General features: G+C 61.1%; 11 protein-coding genes and 1 pseudogene. 6 read left to right on the forward strand and 6 right to left on the reverse strand.

Features of this window, described 5'->3' with window-relative positions:
- Positions 1–622: pseudogene (locus tag QZ564_RS04900) on the forward strand (alpha-glucosidase/alpha-galactosidase); the annotation flags it as partial.
- Between the two features lie 178 nt (positions 623–800).
- The gene (locus QZ564_RS04905; RefSeq protein WP_297105559.1) at positions 801–2,342 is read left to right on the forward strand and encodes a tryptophan halogenase family protein; all 1,542 of its coding nucleotides are present in this window, start codon (positions 801–803) and stop codon (positions 2,340–2,342) included.
- 5 nt (positions 2,343–2,347) lie between these two features.
- Here the strand turns inward: QZ564_RS04905 and QZ564_RS04910 are convergent, their stop codons facing one another.
- On the reverse strand, positions 2,348–3,070 hold the full coding sequence (locus QZ564_RS04910; RefSeq protein ID WP_297105562.1) for a helix-turn-helix domain-containing protein: 723 nt from the start codon (positions 3,068–3,070) through the stop codon (positions 2,348–2,350).
- A 415-nt stretch (positions 3,071–3,485) separates the two neighbouring features.
- On the opposite strand from QZ564_RS04910, the gene QZ564_RS04915 reads away from it, so the two are divergent.
- The 4 genes from QZ564_RS04915 (at position 3,486) to QZ564_RS04930 (ending at position 9,573) form a co-directional block, all read left to right on the forward strand.
- A complete protein-coding gene (locus QZ564_RS04915) occupies positions 3,486–5,516 on the forward strand; it encodes an ABC transporter substrate-binding protein (RefSeq protein WP_297105747.1) in 2,031 nt (676 codons plus the stop codon).
- A gap of 187 nt (positions 5,517–5,703) precedes the next feature.
- Positions 5,704–6,714 carry an ABC transporter permease gene (locus QZ564_RS04920; protein ID WP_297105566.1) on the forward strand — a complete coding sequence of 337 codons (1,011 nt, stop codon included), beginning with the start codon at positions 5,704–5,706 and terminating at the stop codon, positions 6,712–6,714.
- The gene (locus QZ564_RS04925; protein WP_297105569.1) at positions 6,711–7,898 is read left to right on the forward strand and encodes an ABC transporter permease; all 1,188 of its coding nucleotides are present in this window, start codon (positions 6,711–6,713) and stop codon (positions 7,896–7,898) included. Before QZ564_RS04920 ends, QZ564_RS04925 begins: the two co-directional genes overlap by 4 nt.
- Before the next feature lie 10 nt (positions 7,899–7,908).
- Positions 7,909–9,573: an ABC transporter ATP-binding protein gene (locus tag QZ564_RS04930; RefSeq protein ID WP_297105573.1), complete on the forward strand. Its 1,665-nt coding sequence runs from the start codon at positions 7,909–7,911 to the stop codon at positions 9,571–9,573.
- 23 nt (positions 9,574–9,596) lie between these two features.
- Here the strand turns inward: QZ564_RS04930 and ugpC are convergent, their stop codons facing one another.
- The 5 genes from ugpC to QZ564_RS04955 all read right to left on the reverse strand — a co-directional run bounded on the left by ugpC (position 9,597) and on the right by QZ564_RS04955 (position 16,998).
- Positions 9,597–10,652 (reverse strand): sn-glycerol-3-phosphate ABC transporter ATP-binding protein UgpC, encoded by a 1,056-nt coding sequence (gene ugpC, locus QZ564_RS04935; RefSeq protein WP_297105575.1) that lies wholly within the window; start codon positions 10,650–10,652, stop codon positions 9,597–9,599.
- Positions 10,653–10,662: 10 nt separating this feature from the next.
- Entirely contained in the window at positions 10,663–13,860 is a 3,198-nt protein-coding gene (locus QZ564_RS04940) for a glycoside hydrolase family 38 C-terminal domain-containing protein (RefSeq protein ID WP_297105578.1), read from the reverse strand.
- Positions 13,857–14,669: a carbohydrate ABC transporter permease gene (locus QZ564_RS04945; protein ID WP_297105581.1), complete on the reverse strand. Its 813-nt coding sequence runs from the start codon at positions 14,667–14,669 to the stop codon at positions 13,857–13,859. Before QZ564_RS04945 ends, QZ564_RS04940 begins: the two co-directional genes overlap by 4 nt.
- A complete protein-coding gene (locus QZ564_RS04950) occupies positions 14,669–15,559 on the reverse strand; it encodes a sugar ABC transporter permease (protein ID WP_297105584.1) in 891 nt (296 codons plus the stop codon). The genes QZ564_RS04945 and QZ564_RS04950 overlap by 1 nt, the downstream gene beginning before the upstream one ends.
- A 122-nt stretch (positions 15,560–15,681) precedes the next feature.
- Complete coding sequence (locus tag QZ564_RS04955; RefSeq protein ID WP_297105587.1) at positions 15,682–16,998, reverse strand: extracellular solute-binding protein; 1,317 nt, start codon at positions 16,996–16,998, stop codon at positions 15,682–15,684.
- Positions 16,999–17,170 lie beyond the last annotated feature (172 nt).

The raw sequence follows: 17,170 nt of genomic DNA on the forward strand, positions 1-17,170 counted from the left end.
CCATGGCAAAACCGGCGGCTATCTGCGCTATTCGACCGAGCGCCGGAACTGGTTCGAAACCGATTTCCCCATGTTCAAGGAGCAGGCCAACAAGCCGCTTTCCGAACACAAGCGCACCAGCGAACACGCCAGCTACATTATCGAGGCCATCGAAACCGGTCGCTCCTATCGCGGTCATTTCAATCGCCGCAACAATGGCATCATCACCAATCTGCCTGATGACGCGATCATCGAAAGCCCGGGCTATGTTGACCGTTTCGGGATCAACATGATCGAGGGCATCACCCTGCCCACGGCCTGCGCGGCCACCTGCTCGGTCTCGGTGTCGGTGCAGCGCCTGTCGGTCGAAGCGGCCATGACCGGCAATATCGATACGCTCAAGCTGGCCGTTTTGCACGACCCGCTGGTCGGCGCCATCTGCACCCCGGACGAAGTCTGGGCCATGGTCGACGAAATGGTCGTCGCCCAGGCACAGTGGCTGCCTCAATATGCCGATGCAGTGCCGGCCGCAAAGGAGCGCATGGCCAAGTCGACGGTCAAGACCCGCGACTGGGACGGTGCCGCCCGCAAGCGCGTCCGTTCCGTGGAGGAACTGCGCGAAATGAGCGGCGCGCATCACTGATCTGAGGTCCCCCCGACGCTCCTCCTGGCGTCATGAAGCGGCCCGGCCTGAAGGTCGGGCCGCTTTCGATTTTGGACCTACAGTTTCCGGTTTTCACAGAATTGCGACGCAAGAGCCGACGGCTCGGCTTGTGTCGGGGGCGGGGCAAATCTAGCTTGGCGTCAAGGGAGGACAGGGCATGGACAAACCATCCCATTACGTCATTGTTGGTGGGGGCACGGCGGGTTGGATCGCCGCCTTCATCATTCAGGATGAGGCGCGCCGGAGGGGGCTCGACTTCAGGATTTCGGTGGTCGAGAGCAGCAAGATCCCGACGGTTGGGGTTGGCGAGGCGACTACGGCTGCCTTCCGCGTATTGCTCAAGCATTTCGGCATCGACGAAGTCGAGTTCATCCGGAAGACCGATGCAAGTTTCAAGCTGGGCATTCGCCACGAGGACTGGCGGCGCAAGGGTTTCACCTATTACGGCCCGATTGATGATCCGCATCAAGTGGTGCGGGCGCCCGTCGGCGCGCCCAGCGATTACCTCAACGTCTACGCGGTGGCCGCGGGGCGCAAGGTGCAGGATATGCACATGTTCCAGCCATTGCTGGAACAGTGGAAGGCGCCCTATGCCCGCAAAACCGATGGCGGCCTCATTCCGCTGGGACCGTTTCATCATGCCTTTCACTTCGACCAAGCGCTGGTGGGCAAGTTTTTCGCCAGCAAATCCCGCGACGTGGAAAAGGTCGATGCGCTGGTCGAAGGGATCGAACGGGACCCTGAGAGCGGTGACATAACGGCGCTGGTGTTGGACGGCAATCAGCGGCTCGAAGGCGATTTCTTCATCGACGCCACAGGCTTTCGCAAACAGCTCATTGTCAAGGAATTGCAGGCGCCCTGGATATCCTATGCCCATGAATTGCCGGTGAACCGGGCACTGCCATTCTGGATCGATGTGGAAGAGGGCGCCGAACTGCCCACCTATACGCGCGCCTGGGCACAGAGTTCGGGCTGGATGTGGCAGATCCCCACGCGTACACGCTTCGGTTGCGGCTATGTCTATTCCGATGAGTTTACCACCCCAGATCAGGCCAAGGCGGAGATCGAAGCGGCGCTGGGTCACAAGATCGAAGTACGTGGCGATATCCGCTTCCAGATCGGGCGGCTGGAAAAGGCCTGGATCGGCAATTGCCTTGCCGTGGGGCTCAGCTCAAGCTTCCTCGAGCCACTCGAATCCACTTCCATCCACGGGACTATCGTCCAGATGATGCTGTTCGCGCAGCGCTATATGGATCGGCCGGAGCGGATCGAGCAGAAGGCGCGGGATGACTATAATGCCCGCGTCGGGCGGCAGGTCGACGACTTCCGGACATTCGTGAACACACACTATGTCACCGAGCGCGACGATACTCCGTTCTGGCGGGAAGTTCGAGCCAACCGCATTCATCCCGAGACGAAGGAACGCCTCGCCCGCTGGCACAAGCAGATGCCGCGGGCCGAGCATTTTCCTGCCTATCTGGGCGGCCTGCCGCATATCGAGACGCAGTTGCACTATCCGGTACTGGACGGGCTCGGCCTGCTCGACCAATCCCTTGCGCGCCGCGAGATGGAGGCTGACCCCAAATTGCGCCAGTTTGCCCGCGAGACCTTCGACGCCCTGGTCCGCGAATACCGCGCGGCAGCGCAAAAGGCTTTGGGCCATGCCGAATTCCTGCGCATCGTGCAGGAGATGGGGTAGGGGCCCTAGGCGATCTTGTTTTCCCGCATCTGGCTGGGGGTCATGCCATAGGCCTTGCGGAAGTGCTCGTAGAATTGGGTCTGGCTGGAAAAACCGGACTGGAAGGCAATGTTGGCGATGGCCAGATTGCTGTCGAACAACAGGCTGCGTGCCCGGATCAGCCGCATGCGGGTGACGAATTTCTGCACCGAGATATGCATGACCTTGGTGAACAGGTTGGTCGCGTAGTTGGGGTGTAGGCCAACGACATCGGCGATGGCCTCGACCGAGAGCGGATCGCTGATGTTTTCCACGATGTGGCGCACCATGCGCACGACATAGCGAACCGGGCTTGCCGTGCGGCTGCGGGCGCTCGTTTTTTCGACCCAGGCCGGCAGCAATGTGTCCCATCCAGTGATGGCCGCGCGGCGGAACATGGTGCCGATCTCGGCGCGCACCAGGTCCGTGCGGAGCGCGTTGCCGCTGCGATAGTCGCCATACCAGCGCTCCAGCGTTTCAAGGCCGATGCACTCCGGCGCCAACTGGATCACCCCGCCGCCCATCAGGGTTTCCGTCAGTCGTCCGAGCTGCGGCATCTCGAGAAAGGCATCCATCGGCAGGGAGATATTGAGCTGCCGGGCATCGTCGACATCTCTTAATCCCACTGTCTGATGCGGGATGCCCGCCCAGAAAGCGACCAGCCGATTGGCACCCACGGTCAGGGGGCCACCATCAAAGACATAGTCCATGGTCCCCCGGGTCAACCAATTGAATTCTATATGGCCATGGCTGTGGGGTTGCGGCATGATCTGGGGTGGGAAAGCCCGGATGCCGAAGCGCCCGAAGGCCTTTCCCGAAGAGTAAAAGCTGCGGTCCGGACGCGGGGTCGGACGTGGCGCCTTCTCTTTTGCGCGCACCGGTCTGCCAAGGCCTTCAATTACAGTCATACTTTTCCCGCAGTTCTTAGAAAACCGGAATTAGTCACTATCATTCCGGATTGCGTCGGTCACTGCAAGGGGTAGGCTTTACCCATGCACGGAGGCAGGTTCGGAGAGGAGTATCCGGACCGGGCAATCATCGCCTTTGCCCCGATTGCGATGGGAGGTTCTATTGAGAAAGCACATCTATGCCCTTGGCGGGGCAGGACTTTTGCTGTCCGTTTCCATGTCGGCGATGCCGGCACAGGAAATGACCGGTGAACTGCCGGATCCGCCGGAATTCTCGGCCCAGAGCGAGCCGAATTTCGTCAGCATTTCGGACATCCTCGAATACAAGGCATTGCCCGAATACAACGAGCCCGATTGGGTCACGTCCAAATATGTGGACGCCGGGGCCCTGCCGCCTGTCGCAGAGCGCCTGCCCAAGGAGCCACTGGTCTACAAAGCCGCCAACATGCCGGACGGCATCGGCGTTTATGGCGATACCATGCGCCACGTCATCGGCGGCCGGCCTGAAGGCTGGAACTATATCGGCGGCCAGAGCCAGGGCTGGGGCGGCATCGACATTGGCCTCAGCGAATGCCTGACGCGCACCGGTCCGCTGTTCATGGTCAAGGCCGACGAACTCGAACCCATGCCCAACCTCGCCAAGAGCTGGGAATGGTCCGAGGACGGCAAGGAACTGACCATGCACCTGATCGAGGGTGCCAAATGGTCCGACGGCGACCCGTTCGATAGCGAAGACGTGATGTTCTATTGGGAGGACAATGTCCAGGATCCCAATGTGAGCGCGGTTCCCTCGGGTACCGGCACGCCTGAGCGGTTCGGCACGGGCACCAAGCTCGAGGCGATCGACGCCTATACGATCAAGTGGACCTTCGAAGAGTCATTCCCCACGCAGTACCTCTACGCGATGGCCTACGACTCCTTCTGTCCGGGCCCGAGCCATATCCTCAAGCCCGAGCACCCCAAATACTCGGACAACAGCTACGAGCAGTACAAGAATGCCTTCCCGCCCGAATATCTCAATATTCCGGTGATGGGCGCCTGGGTGCCGGTTGAGTATCGTCCTGACGATATCATCGTGATGCGCCGCAACCCCTATTATTGGAAGGTCGACGAACAGGGCAACCAGCTGCCCTACCTCAACGAGATGCACTATCGCCTCTCGACCTGGGCCGACCGTGACGTCCAGGCTGTTGCCGGTTCGGGCGACTTCTCCAACCTCGAACAGGCTGAAAGCTATGTCGAGGCCCTGCGCCGCTCGGCCGACGACAGTGCTCCGGCCCGCCTGCAGTTCGGTGCCCGCACCATCGGTTATGCCCTGCGCATGAATATGTCGGGCAATGGCTGGGGTGAACCCGACGCTCGTGAGCAGGCCGTGCGTGAGCTGAACCGGAACCTCGACTTCCGCAAGGCCGTCACCATGGCGGTCGATCGCCAGCGTCTGGGTGAATCGCTTGTCCGCGGTCCCTTCACCGCCATCTATCCGGGCGGGCTCTATGCCGGCACGACCTATTACGACAAGGACTCCACGGTCTACTACCCCTACAACATGGACGCAGCCAACGAACTGCTCGATGGCCTGGGGTTGATGGATACCGATGGAAATGGCGTGCGCAATTTCCCCGCAGACACCGCCGGCGGTGCTGATGTGGAAATCACCCTGCTCGCCAATACCGACTACGCGACCGACACCAATCTCGCCGAAGGCGTGATTGCGATGATGGAGCCGCTTGGTCTGCGTGTGATCGCCAATTTCCAGACCGGCACGGCGCGTGACGACATGGCACAATCCGGCCAGTTCGACTGGACGGTGGAACGCCAAGGTTCGGAAATGGTCGCGGTGGTACAAAATACCACCATGCTTGCCCCGACCGGCCCGCGGACGCACCCCTTCCACAAGGCTGGATCGGACGGCACGCTCGACCTGCTGCCCTTCGAGCAGGAACTGACTGATATCGTCAACGCCTTCATCTCGACCAGCGACAATGCCGAGCGGGCCGAGCTGATGAAGCAGTACCAGCAGATTTTCACCGAGAACGTCTATTCGGTGGGTCTGACCCAGTATCCGGGTGCGCTGATCATCAACAAGCGCTTCGCCAATATCCCGGCTGGTGCCCCGATCTTCATGTTCAACTGGGCTGAAGACAATATCATCCGCGAACGGGTCTATGTGCCCGAGGACCAGCAGGGCGATTACGAGCTGCATCCGGAAACCCTTCCGGGCGCTCCGGGCAGCGACGGCCCGGCCTGACGAGAAACGGCCGGCGGGACCCCGGGTTCCGCCGGCACCGCCCACGCCCGACCCCATAGGCGCAGGGCATCGAGTTCAGTATCCTCGGCCTGATCGTGCGACGACCACGATCGGCCCCCTCGGTCCACACTGACCTGAGGGTTGGGGTGAACGGCGACCCCGTTCAACAACGTCATAGAGGCTGACGATGCTTCGTTTTCTCTTCATTCGCATTCTAGGCGCCATCCCGCTGCTGCTGCTGCTCAGCGTGGTCACCTTCGCCATCATTCAGGCGCCTCCGGGCGACTATGGCGACTACATCCGCTCAATGGCCGTCAATCAGGGCGGTGCGACCTTCGAGCAGGCCGAGGCGCAGGCCCAGATGTATCGTGAGCAACACGGGCTGAACGATCCCCTGGTGGTGCAATATTTTCGCTGGATTACCGGCATCGTCACCCGTTTCGACTTCGGCCACTCCCTCTATTACAACAAGGAGGTCGGCCAGGTTGTCGCCGAGCGTCTGCCGGCCACCATCCTGTTGGCACTGACCTGTCACATCCTGGCCTCGGTCCTCGGCATTGGACTGGGGATCATTGCCGCCACCCGGCAGTATTCCTGGGCTGATACGCTCCTGGGCGTGATCTCGTTCCTGGGCATGACCATTCCGCGGTTCCTGCTGGCGATCATCATTCTTTACGTCCTGGTGTTCCGGCTCAATGTGTCGGAGGTGGGCATGTTCTTTTCCGCCCAATATGGCGGCGCGCCCTGGAGCTGGGACAAATTCGTCAACCTGGTCCAGCACGTCTGGCCGGTGATCTTTATCGCCACCTTTGGCGGGCTGGCCTACAATATGCGCGTGATGCGGGCGAACCTGCTCGACGTGCTCAACTCGCAATATGTCGAGACGGCACGAGCCAAGGGTCTGCCGGAAGGCGCGGTGATCATGAAGCATGCCGTGCCCAATGCGCTGCATCCGCTCATTGCCTATCAGGGCGTGGTGCTGCCCTACATGCTGACTGGTGAAATCGAAGTGGCCATCGTCTTCGGCCTGGCCACGGTGGGTCCGGCCATTGTCGGCTCCATGGGTGTCGGCGACGTCTATGTCACCGCCACATTCATGCTGGTGCTGGCCACCACGCTCATCATCGGCAACATCATCGCCGATCTTCTGCTTGTCGCGCTCGATCCGCGCGTTCGCCTGGGAGGGAACGCCGAATGACCCGCGTTGACAACAGTTCATCCGTGCCCTTGCCGCCCGATGTCGAGGCCGGACCCAAGCCGACACCGGCAGAGGAGGCCAGCACGGCGCCCGTGGTGACGCGCTATGGTTCGGGCAATGAGACCTATGCCACCCTGGTCTGGCGCCGTTTCCGCCGCTCCACCATGGGCATGATTGGCCTCGTCCTGGTGGCGATGCTGCTGGTCATCACGGTCTTTGCCGATTTCTTCGCGCCGATGGACCCCAAGGAGCCGAACCTGCCCTTTGCGCCGCCGGACCTGATCGCCTTCGAGGACCCGAGCGGCAATTTCAGCCTCTTGCCCTATGTCTATCCCATTGGTGACACGGGGGAACTCGACCCGGTGACGTTCCAGCCGCTGACCGGCGCCATGAAGGACAATCCGACGCCGACGGGCTTCTTCGTGAAAGGGTATGAATACCACCTGCTCTGGTTCATTCCCTCAAACATCCATTTCTTCGGCTCGACCGATGGCAGGCCGATCCAGCTGCTGGGAACCGACAAATTCGGTCGCGACATTCTCTCGCGCGGTATTGTCGGCTCCCGCATCAGCTTGATGATCGCCCTTGCCGTGGTGACCATGACGACGGTTGTGGGTACGCTCGTCGGGATTACCTCAGGCTATATCGGCGGGGCCGTGGATGCCTGGGTGCAGCGGTTCGTCGAATTCGTGCTCGCCTTCCCGCAATTGCCGCTTTATCTGGCCCTGACCTCACTGATCCCGGTGACGGCGCCGTCCAATGTGTTCCTGACCTTTGTGATCTTCGTCATGGCGGTGCTGGGCTGGGCGCAATTAAGCCGGGAAGTGCGATCCAAGACCCTGGCTCTCGCCCGCGTGGATTATGTCCGGGCCGCCATCGCCGTGGGCGCGACCGACGGGCGCATCATTACCCGCCACATCCTGCCCAACGTGCTCAGCCACATCATCGTGGCCGTAACCCTGGCCATTCCCACAGTGGTGCTGCTTGAAAGCTTCCTCGGGTTCCTGGGCTTTGCGGTCAAGCCGCCGCTGATCTCATGGGGGCTGATGCTGCAGGATACCGGCACGTTCTCGGTGATCGGCTCCTATCCCTGGATCCTGACCCCGGTGATCTTTGTGCTGATCACGGTCTTTGCCTTCAATGCGCTGGGCGATGGTCTGCGCGATGCCGTCGACCCCTATTGAGGATTGAGCCATGACCGAGAGCAAACCGGTTTCGTCCGAGCGCCACGATCTGGGGACGCATGAGCGTGAACTGATCCTTGACGCGCGCAATGTCGGCGTCGACTTCAAGGTCGAGGGCGGCGTGGTTCACGCTGTCCGCGACGTTTCCTTCCAGCTGCACAAGGGCGAAACCATCGCCCTTGTGGGCGAGAGCGGCTCGGGTAAGTCGGTGACGGCCCGCACACTCATGAAGCTGCTGACCAAACGCGCCACCATCCTACCGGAGACCAAGATCACCTTGTCGGGCAAGGACGTGGTTTCCATGAACGACCGCGAGATGCGCAAGCTGCGCGGCAATGACATCGCCATGATCTTTCAGGAGCCGATGAGCTCGCTCAACCCGGTCTATACGATCGGCCAGCAGATCTGCGAGATCATCCACCTGCACAATCGCGTCTCGCGCCAGGAAGCGATGAACCGGGCGGTCAAGCTGCTCGAGGAAGTGCAGATTCCCGAGCCGCGGGCGCGCCTCAACAATTACCCGCACCAGCTTTCCGGCGGCCAGCGGCAGCGTGTCATGATCGCCATGGCACTGGCCAACCGTCCCGAGGTGCTGATCGCCGACGAACCGACCACGGCGCTCGACGTGACCGTGCAGGCGCAGATCCTCAACCTGATCAAGGATCTCAAGGACAAGTACGGCATGGCGGTGATCCTGATCACCCATGATCTGACCATCGTTCGGCAGTTCTCCGAATATGTCTATGTGATGCAGAACGGTCGGGTGCAGGAGCACAACGAAACCGAGGCGCTTTTCGCCAATCCGCAGCATCCCTACACCAAGCATCTGCTCGCGTCCGAGCCCAAGGGCACGGCCCTCCCGCTTGAAGAAGGTGTTCACGAGACGGTGCTGGAAGGCAAGGAGGTGAAGGTCAGCTTCACCCTCAAGCGGGGCGGTTTCTTCAAGCCGGACTTCTTTGACCTTAAGGCCGTCGACAATCTCGACATCAAACTGATGCGCCACGAAACGCTTGGTATTGTGGGCGAAAGCGGCTCGGGCAAGACCACCTTCGGACAGGCCCTGATCCGCCTGATCGGCAATCAGGGCGGGCAGATATGGTTTGACGGGGAACGGATTGACACCAAGGACCGTCAGGCCATGCGCCCGCTGCGCAGCCGCATGCAGATCGTGTTCCAGGATCCCTTTGCCAGCCTCAACCCGCGCATGTCGATCCGCCAGATCATCGAGGAGGGGCTGGTGGTCAATGGCATCGGCGCCAATAGCCGCGAGCGGGTCGATCGCGTGCGCCAAGCCCTGCGCGATGCCGGCATGCCCGACAATATCCTGCAGCGCTTCCCGCACGAATTCTCCGGCGGGCAGAGGCAGCGTATCGCCATCGCCCGCGCCATCGCGCTCGAACCCGAATTCATCCTGCTGGACGAGCCGACTTCGGCCCTTGATCTCAGCGTGCAGGCCCAGATCATTGACCTGTTGCGCAAGCTGCAGGACGAAAAGGGCCTGAGCTATTTGTTCATCAGCCACGACCTCAAGGTCGTGCGCGCGCTCTGCCACCGCGTCATGGTGATGCAGCACGGCAAGATCGTTGAGCAGGGGCCGGTGAGCGAGGTGTTGACCAATCCATCGACCGACTACACCCGGCGACTGGTCCGCGCGGCGTTCGAGATCGCTGCCTGATCCATCAAAGTCAGGCCGGACGCCTAACGCAACGCCCGCCCGGCCTCGTCGAACAGGTGAATCGCTTCGGGTGGCACCTTAATGTGGATTGTCTCGTGCAAGTGTAGTTCCGGCGCCCCGTCAAGCTTGAGGGTTATGGTCTCGCCGCTCGGCATTTCCACATAGGCCAGGGCATATTCGCCGAACTGCTCGATGACGGCGAGGGTGCCACTCAGGTCCGCGGCCCCGTCGCTGGCAAGCTCCAGATGCTCCGGGCGAACCCCCAGCGTCCTGGCGCTGGCCAGCCCGGCATGTTGGATTGGCAACAGGATCTTGCCCGGCAGCATCACGCCATCCGGGGTGGGTGTCACATCGATGAAGTTCATCCGCTGGCTGGCGATGAAGCCGGCGACAAAGGTGTTGACCGGTTCCCGATAGAGCTCAAGCGGCGTGCCGACCTGCTCGATCCGGCCTGAATTGAGCACGACGATCCTGTCGGCCAGCGTCATGGCTTCGACCTGATCGTGGGTGACATAGATCATGGTGGCATCGAGCGTGTCATGCAGCTTGGCGATTTCCACGCGGGTCTGGGCGCGCAGGGCGGCGTCGAGATTGGAAAGCGGCTCATCGAACAGGAAAACCTTGGGATCGCGCACGATGGCCCGGCCGATGGCGACGCGCTGGCGCTGCCCGCCGGAAAGGGCCTTGGGCATGCGGTCGAGATAGGGCTCGATCTGCAGGATGCGGGCCGCCTCGCGCACGCGCTGGTCAACCTCCGCCTTGGGTGTCTTGGCGAGTTTGAGGCCGAAGGCCATGTTCTCATAGACGCTCATATGCGGGTAAAGCGCATAGGACTGGAACACCATGGCAATGCCGCGCTGCGGGGAGGGGACATCATTGACCACCCGCCCGCCTATGCTGACTTCACCGCCGCTGATGGGTTCAAGGCCGGCGATCATGCGCAGAAGCGTGGACTTGCCACAGCCAGAGGGCCCGACGAAAACGACGAACTCGCCCGACCTTATGTCGAGATCGACGCCATGGACCACTTCGAGTGCGCCGTAGGACTTGCGGACACCTCTGAGGCTTACATCAGACATTTGCTTCTCCTCAGGTCTCGACCATCAGCGTTGCGATCTCGAATGGCCGCAGATTGAGGGTTACGGCATTGTCCTTGACCTCCAGCGGCTTGCTATCGCCTTCCTCCATCAGGTTGACGATGCGCGCCGATCTGACCGGCAGGCCGAAAGTGATCGTGGCTTCGGCCCGGATATTGGCGTGTTCGAAGATGCGCAGCACCAAGGCGTCGGACTTTTCCGCCTTCTTGATGGTTTCGATAGTGACGTTCGGGACGTCGACCGAGGCGAGGCTGAAGCGGGCGAACTCGCTTGCCTGTGATGTAGCAACGGAGCGGGAGCCGATGACGGCAACCGGATTGTTGAAGCGTTCCGCCGCGCGGTGGACGTCCGCAAGGTCCGCCACACCCTCATGCACGAACATGGCGTAGCGGATGCGATGCTCGCCCAGATCGGCCTCGGGATGGGGGAAGGTCGAACCGCGCACCAGGGTCAGCCGCACCGATTGCTCGTGGCAGTCATAGGCATATTTGCTGTCATTGATGAGGGCGATGCCGAAATCGGCCTCGGAAATGTCGACCCAGCGATGCATCGAGGCCTCGAACCGCGCGCGGTCCCAGGTGGTGTTGCGATGGGTCGGGCGGGTGACATGGCCGAAGGCAATCTCGGACCTGATTTCGCTGGTGTTGAGATCAAAGCCGAACTGGGCCTTGAGAACCTGCGCCCGTTCCTGCCAATCGATGAAGGTATCGAACTCGACCTGGCGTTCGCCGGCGGCGAGCGAGATCACCTGAACGATCTTGGACTTCTGATAGGAACGCTCAATGCGGATGGCGGCGCGATGGGGGCCTGTTTCGACAACGGAAATCTCGGCCTTGCCATCGGCGAGCGGCCAGAACTGCTCTTCGAAATAGCGGTCGATATCCCAGGCATCCCAGTTCATCGGCTTGTCTTCATAGGCGATCAGACGGTTCGCACTGGCGCCGGGAGCGAGCGTTTCGCGGTTGCGGGTCTTGTCGAAGACGGAGGTGATTTCGCCGGACTTGTCGAAGGTGACGCGGATCAGCGCGTTTTCGAGATGGGTGGTCGAGACGGAAAGGTCGCCCGTGCTTTCAGCTACGCCCGAGACCAATTGCGCACCGGTCCAGCCCAGTGGCGCCATGTCGCTGACAGCGGCGACTGTGTCGGTCGATCCATCGGCGCGGTTGATCTTTTGTACCGGATGAATGCCGGACGTTGTGGCAAGCGCAGCGCTATCGGGAACATCTGCACCCAGATGCACAAGGCCCGCGCGGGTCTGGCTGGTGAAGTTGATCAGGCGCAGCTGATCGGCACCCGGCTTGGTGGCCGCCTGCGCGGCGGCGTGCCAGGGACCATTGGCAGAATCCAGGGTCGAGAAGATGCGGCCATATTCGGCGTCGCTATCGACATAGACCTCCGGGATCGAGGTGCCCGGCAGGATGTCGTGGAACTGGTTGATCAGCACCAGCTCCCAGAATTCGGCCAGGGTCTCGCTGGGATAGGCGTGGCCAGCAGTCGCTAGGGCAATGGCACCGAGCATTTCCAGCTCGCGCAGACGCCGTTCGGCATTGCGGTTGTTCGCCTTGTTCTTGGCGACCGAGGTCAGCGTGCCGCGGTGATATTGCAGGTACAGCTCGCCATTCCATACCGGGAATTTGCCCGGCTCCGCATCCATGGCTTTGCCCAGCCGGTCGAGGAAGGGAACGATGCCTTCGAGCTTGACCTTGGGCGCGCCGGGAATGCCGCGTTCGAGGCGCGTGCCGCGCTCGATCATGGCGCGGGTCGGACCGCCACCGCCATCGCCATAGCCATAGGACATGACGACTTCATTATAAGCCGCCTTGGGCTCGTAGCGTTTCCAAGCGCCCATGGTTTCCGAGACGGACAGGTCCCCATTATAGGTCGTGAAAATCTGCTCGCTGTCATATTTCTGGGCGGTAATGAGCTGCGCCTTGGTGGTGGTGCCGTCAATGCCGCGCCAGAAGAAGGTGTCGTAAGGATGTCGGTCGGTGTCATTCCAGCTCAGCTTGGACGTGACGAAATATTTCAGCCCCGACTTGTCCATGATCTGCGGCAGGTTGGCTGAATAGCCGAAGGTGTCGGGCAGCCAGACGGTCTTTGGATCGACGCCGAAATTCTCGAGATGGAAGCGCCGGCCGCGCATGATCTGGCGGACGAGACTTTCACCAGAGGCAATATTGACATCGGGTTCCACCCACATGGCGCCTTCGATCTCGAACTGGCCGGATTTGATCCGCGCCATCATCCGATCCCAGAGTTCCGGATAGTCTTTCTTGAGGAAATCGAAGAGGACCGACTGGTTGTACATGAAGACGAACTGCGGGTACTCCTCCATCAGGTTGAGCACTGTGGCAAAGCTGCGGCCGGTCTTGTCGCGAGTGTGCATGACGCGCCAGAGCCAGCCAACATCGAGATGGGTCGATCCGACGGCGGTAACTTGCGGCTGCACTTCGGTGTCGACGAGATCATAGATCTCGGCCGCGATCTTCTCGGCAGCCGGCAGGCTGGCCTCGAATTCGGGGGTATGGCCGTCGCGCCGGTCAAGGGCCCGCAACGACCTCTGTACGATGTTGAGAATGGCGTGACGACGCGGATCGTTCTGCGGCAAAAGGATCGCGACATCGACTGGCGTTTGCAGGTCAAAATAGAGCTTTTCGGCGCGCTCATTGCGGATGAAGAAATCCACCTCGAACCCGACCAGAGGCCTGTCGAAGAAGGTGAAGGCATTGACCATCAGGACATGCTTATTGCCCGGCACGGCGTCGCGCTCGATCACCAGTTCGGTGTGGTTGCCGTCCAGCGCCTGGGCGATCTTGCCGTCGAGATAAGCCAGGCATTGGGGGTCGGTCGAGCCGGGCCGGTCCTGCCACTGGCTAGTGAAATGGGCGACAAAGACCTTGCCGCGTGCTTCTTCGGGCACGGTGATTTCGGCGGCGAACCAGGTGTGCTCCTGATGCTTGGCCCAAACAGAATGACGGCCGAATTGTTCCCATTGCCGCCAGTCGGCCTTGAGAGCATCGGCGGCAGAAAAATTGTCGGCGCGCTGCACATGCCACTGGAAGGGCACATTGCCGAGCGGCGTACGGATTTTCTTTTCCAGGTCCGCGCACAGGCGCAGCAGCTTGCCCTCTTGCTTGAGGTCATCATCCAGCAAACCCAGCTTGGACGAGAGGGGGTTGGAATAGGTCATCCTTTAACTCCGACACCGGCGAACCCTGTGTTCATGTTCCGCCGCAACAAGAAATACACGCCGACCGCCGGCGCAGCGTAGATGATGGAAAAGGCCGTCAGGAACCCGTAGTTGATGGCCCCTTGCTGGCCGAAAGCCGCGTAGAGCCCGACTGACATTGGGAAAGCGTCCTGCACCCGCGCAAAGATCAGCGGCAGCAGGAACTCGTTCCACGCCCCGGTGAAGCTGAAGAACCAGACCACAGCGATACCGGCCCGCGACATGGGCAAGACGATTCTCGTGACGATCTGAAGAAGGCTGGCACCCTCCACATAGGCTGCTTCCTCAAGTTCGATCGGTACCGTGTCGAAGAAGTTTTTCAGCAGCAGCAGGGTGAAGGGCAGGTTGAGAATGGTCAGCGCGATGATGACGCCGAGCTGGTTGAGGAGGCCCGTGCGTTGTGCCGTGAAATAGAGCGGCACCAGAACGCCCGCGGCCGGCAGCATGCGCAGAAGGACAAGGGTCCAGAGAAAGGCGTTGCGACCGGGAATTTTCAGCCGTGATAACGGGTAGGCGGCAGAGATGCCGACAATGACGCTGAGCGTGGCCGTGCCGGCGGCGATCAGCATGGAATTGATGAACTGGCGCCCGGCATTGCCGCTCACGGCCAGGCCGAAATTGTCAAACCCAACGACGCTGGGAATCTCCAGCTGCCCCGTCGAGAGCGGGTTGAAGGCATTGAGTATGAGCCATGAAAACGGGCTGACCCAGATCACGGCCATGAAAGTGAGCGCAATTGCGGTGAGGCGGGAGGGACGGTTTTCTTCCATCACTTCGGCTCCCGCAGCAGGCGTAGATAGAACAGGGACAGGACACCGACGATCAGCAGCATGGCGACCGAGATCGCCGAGCCAAAGCCAAGATTGCCGCGCGAAAAACTCTGATTGTAGAGAAAAACGGCAAGGGTTTCGGTCTGCCGGCCCGGGCCGCCGCCGGTCATGGCAAAGATCAGCGGGAAGTATGTGAAGGTCCAGATGGTGATGAACAGCATGTTGGTGGCGATATGCGGCCGGATGATCGGCAACTGCACCAGCCAGATGCGTTGCAGGGGCGTGGCGCCATCGACCTTGGCGGCCTCGACCACCTCGCGTGACACCGAGTCCAACGCGGCGGTGAACAACAGATAGGACCAGGCAGTGCCCTTCCAGATATTGGCAATGGTGACGACGGGCAGGGCGTAGTCATTGATGAAATTGACCGGTGGGAGACCCAGCGGCGTGATGATGAGCTGGTTGATCAACCCGGTTTGCGCCGTTGTCGCCGACCAGAGGAAGGCGGCCACGATGTCGGGCAGGAGCCAGCCCAGCATGATGCAGACCTCAACGACGCTGCGCAGGGTCGAGCGCGATCCACGCAAGGCGGCCGCGAGCAGAAAACCAAGAACCGACTGGCCGACAATGGCCGAGAAGAAGACGAAGATGACGGTGGTCCAGAGCGATTCCAGAAAGCCGCGGCGGGTGAACAGGCGCTCGAAATTCTCCAGCCCCACCCAGCTCCACTCGACACTCTTGCGCCCCACCAGTGCCAGGTCCGTGAAGCTGAAGGCAAAGGCCCAGGCGGTGAAATAGAGCAGGAGGCCGATCAGCAGAATGGCGGGCAGCATGCCCAGTCCGAGCACCCAGAGATTGCTGGTTAGCCAGGGATTGGCCTGGTTCTTCATCTAAGCCTCTTGTGTGCGCAGCCGCCAGGATTTGCCGGACGGCGGTTGTCGCGCCGGGGCAGAAAGAGAAAGGCCGGCGACACCATGGAGGACGATATGGTGCCGCCGGAAGTGGGGTCGGGTTACTCGTAGTTCATGACGTTTTCTTCGCCGAACTCGTCGACGAGAGCGTCATGATATTCCTGGATCGCGTCCTCAGGCGTAACGCCATCCAGAATGTCGGCGGTGGCCTGCTGGATCAGGGCCGAGACGGTCTGATAGCCGGGGACGGTATCGCGACCGGTGGTGTCGGCGGCCAGCTTTGTCGCTTCGGCCAGGAATGGATCGGCCGTATATTCCGGGGATTCGGAGATATCGGTGCGGACCGCCATACGGTGGTTCGCCAAGGTCCATTCCCTGAAATTGCCTTCGTCGAAGATGGAGGTAATCAGCTTGAATGCCATGTCCTTGTCGGCGGCATTGGCGTTGATGCCAATCGTCCATCCGCCCGAAATATTCGTGGTTGCCTTGGCGCCTTCCACGCCTGATCCGGGCCATGGTGTCCAGGCCACCAGAGCGTCACGCTCTTCGCGGCTTGGCGGATTGTTGCAGTCCCAGAGGCATGCATCCTCCCAGGATCCGGAGGCAAGAATGCCCAACTCGTCCGCCGCGAGAGCTGCGCGCACGGCCGCCCCGATATCGGTGGCATAGTTGAGTTCGGCTGTGTTCAGCTCGCGCTCGACATAGACCTGGTAGAAGAAATCGAAGGTGCGGCGCAGAGCGGGGCTGTCGCCGATCCACTGGCCGGTTTCCCGATTGAGCAGGCGGTTGCGGTCGCCTTCGGGAACGTCGGCGCCGAGTAGCGCCATATAGACGCCCTGCATCGTGGCCGCTTCGCCCTGCTTGGTGCCGGCGGGCAGCTGGAAGGGATAGCGCACGCCCGCATCCTTGAGTTTTTGTGCGGCGTCGAGCACATCGTCCCAGGTCTCGGGTGCCCACGGCGTGGAGATGCCGGCTTTCTCGAAGTTTGAGAGATCGTACCAGAGCATGCGCACGTCGGTATCGGTGGGCAGGGCATAGACCTGGCCCTGATAGGATGCGACCTCGAGCAGACCCGGCATGTAATATTGGAACTGGTCCCAGCCGGCGAGCAGCTCGTCGAGCGGATGCAGGTAGCCGGCCGAGGCCAGCTCGGACACCATGAAGCTGTCCATCAGGTTGACGTCCGCAGCGGTGCCCGCAGCAAGGTCCAGCGCAATGCGCTGGTCGTAGCCCTGGCCGGGCAGCTTGATGGCGTTGACGGTCTCGCCGGTTTCGGCCTCGAAGGCCGCAATGCCGGGTTCGACCAGTGCAGCGATCCATTCGGCATACATGAACGACACTTCGGCCCGCGCCGGTCCGGCGATGGCGGCGGTCATGGCGAGTGATGCCACGCCGGTCAAAAGCACTTTCTTGAGCATTATTCCCTCCCTGTTTGTGCTGCCGTGCTGCCACGGCACATGCCGGCTCCTCTCCCGGCGCGTGGCGTAACAAATCACATTCAATGCAACGTTGCAATTAGGTAAGGAGGGGTCACGTACATTCATTCAGAAATTCGAACAATAGTATTGCAATCCAGTATTTTAGGAGAAG

Origin of the sequence: uncultured Devosia sp. (assembly GCF_913055165.1) — a bacterium.
Classification (GTDB): Bacteria; Pseudomonadota; Alphaproteobacteria; order Rhizobiales; family Devosiaceae; genus Devosia.

Excerpts from the sequence above, each read along its gene's own strand:
- QZ564_RS04945 (WP_297105581.1), bottom strand. The coding sequence starts at position 14,669 with ATGGAAGAAAACCGTCCCTCCCGCCTCACCGCAATTGCGCTCACTTTC.
- QZ564_RS04950 (WP_297105584.1), bottom strand. The coding sequence starts at position 15,559 with ATGAAGAACCAGGCCAATCCCTGGCTAACCAGCAATCTCTGGGTGCTC.
- QZ564_RS04910 (WP_297105562.1), bottom strand. The coding sequence starts at position 3,070 with ATGGACTATGTCTTTGATGGTGGCCCCCTGACCGTGGGTGCCAATCGG.
- QZ564_RS04915 (WP_297105747.1), top strand. The coding sequence starts at position 3,486 with ATGTCGGCGATGCCGGCACAGGAAATGACCGGTGAACTGCCGGATCCG.
- QZ564_RS04930 (WP_297105573.1), top strand. The coding sequence starts at position 7,909 with ATGACCGAGAGCAAACCGGTTTCGTCCGAGCGCCACGATCTGGGGACG.
- QZ564_RS04940 (WP_297105578.1), bottom strand. The coding sequence starts at position 13,860 with ATGACCTATTCCAACCCCCTCTCGTCCAAGCTGGGTTTGCTGGATGAT.
- QZ564_RS04955 (WP_297105587.1), bottom strand. The coding sequence starts at position 16,998 with ATGCTCAAGAAAGTGCTTTTGACCGGCGTGGCATCACTCGCCATGACC.
- QZ564_RS04905 (WP_297105559.1), top strand. The coding sequence starts at position 801 with ATGGACAAACCATCCCATTACGTCATTGTTGGTGGGGGCACGGCGGGT.
- QZ564_RS04925 (WP_297105569.1), top strand. The coding sequence starts at position 6,711 with ATGACCCGCGTTGACAACAGTTCATCCGTGCCCTTGCCGCCCGATGTC.
- QZ564_RS04920 (WP_297105566.1), top strand. The coding sequence starts at position 5,704 with ATGCTTCGTTTTCTCTTCATTCGCATTCTAGGCGCCATCCCGCTGCTG.
- ugpC (WP_297105575.1), bottom strand. The coding sequence starts at position 10,652 with ATGTCTGATGTAAGCCTCAGAGGTGTCCGCAAGTCCTACGGCGCACTC.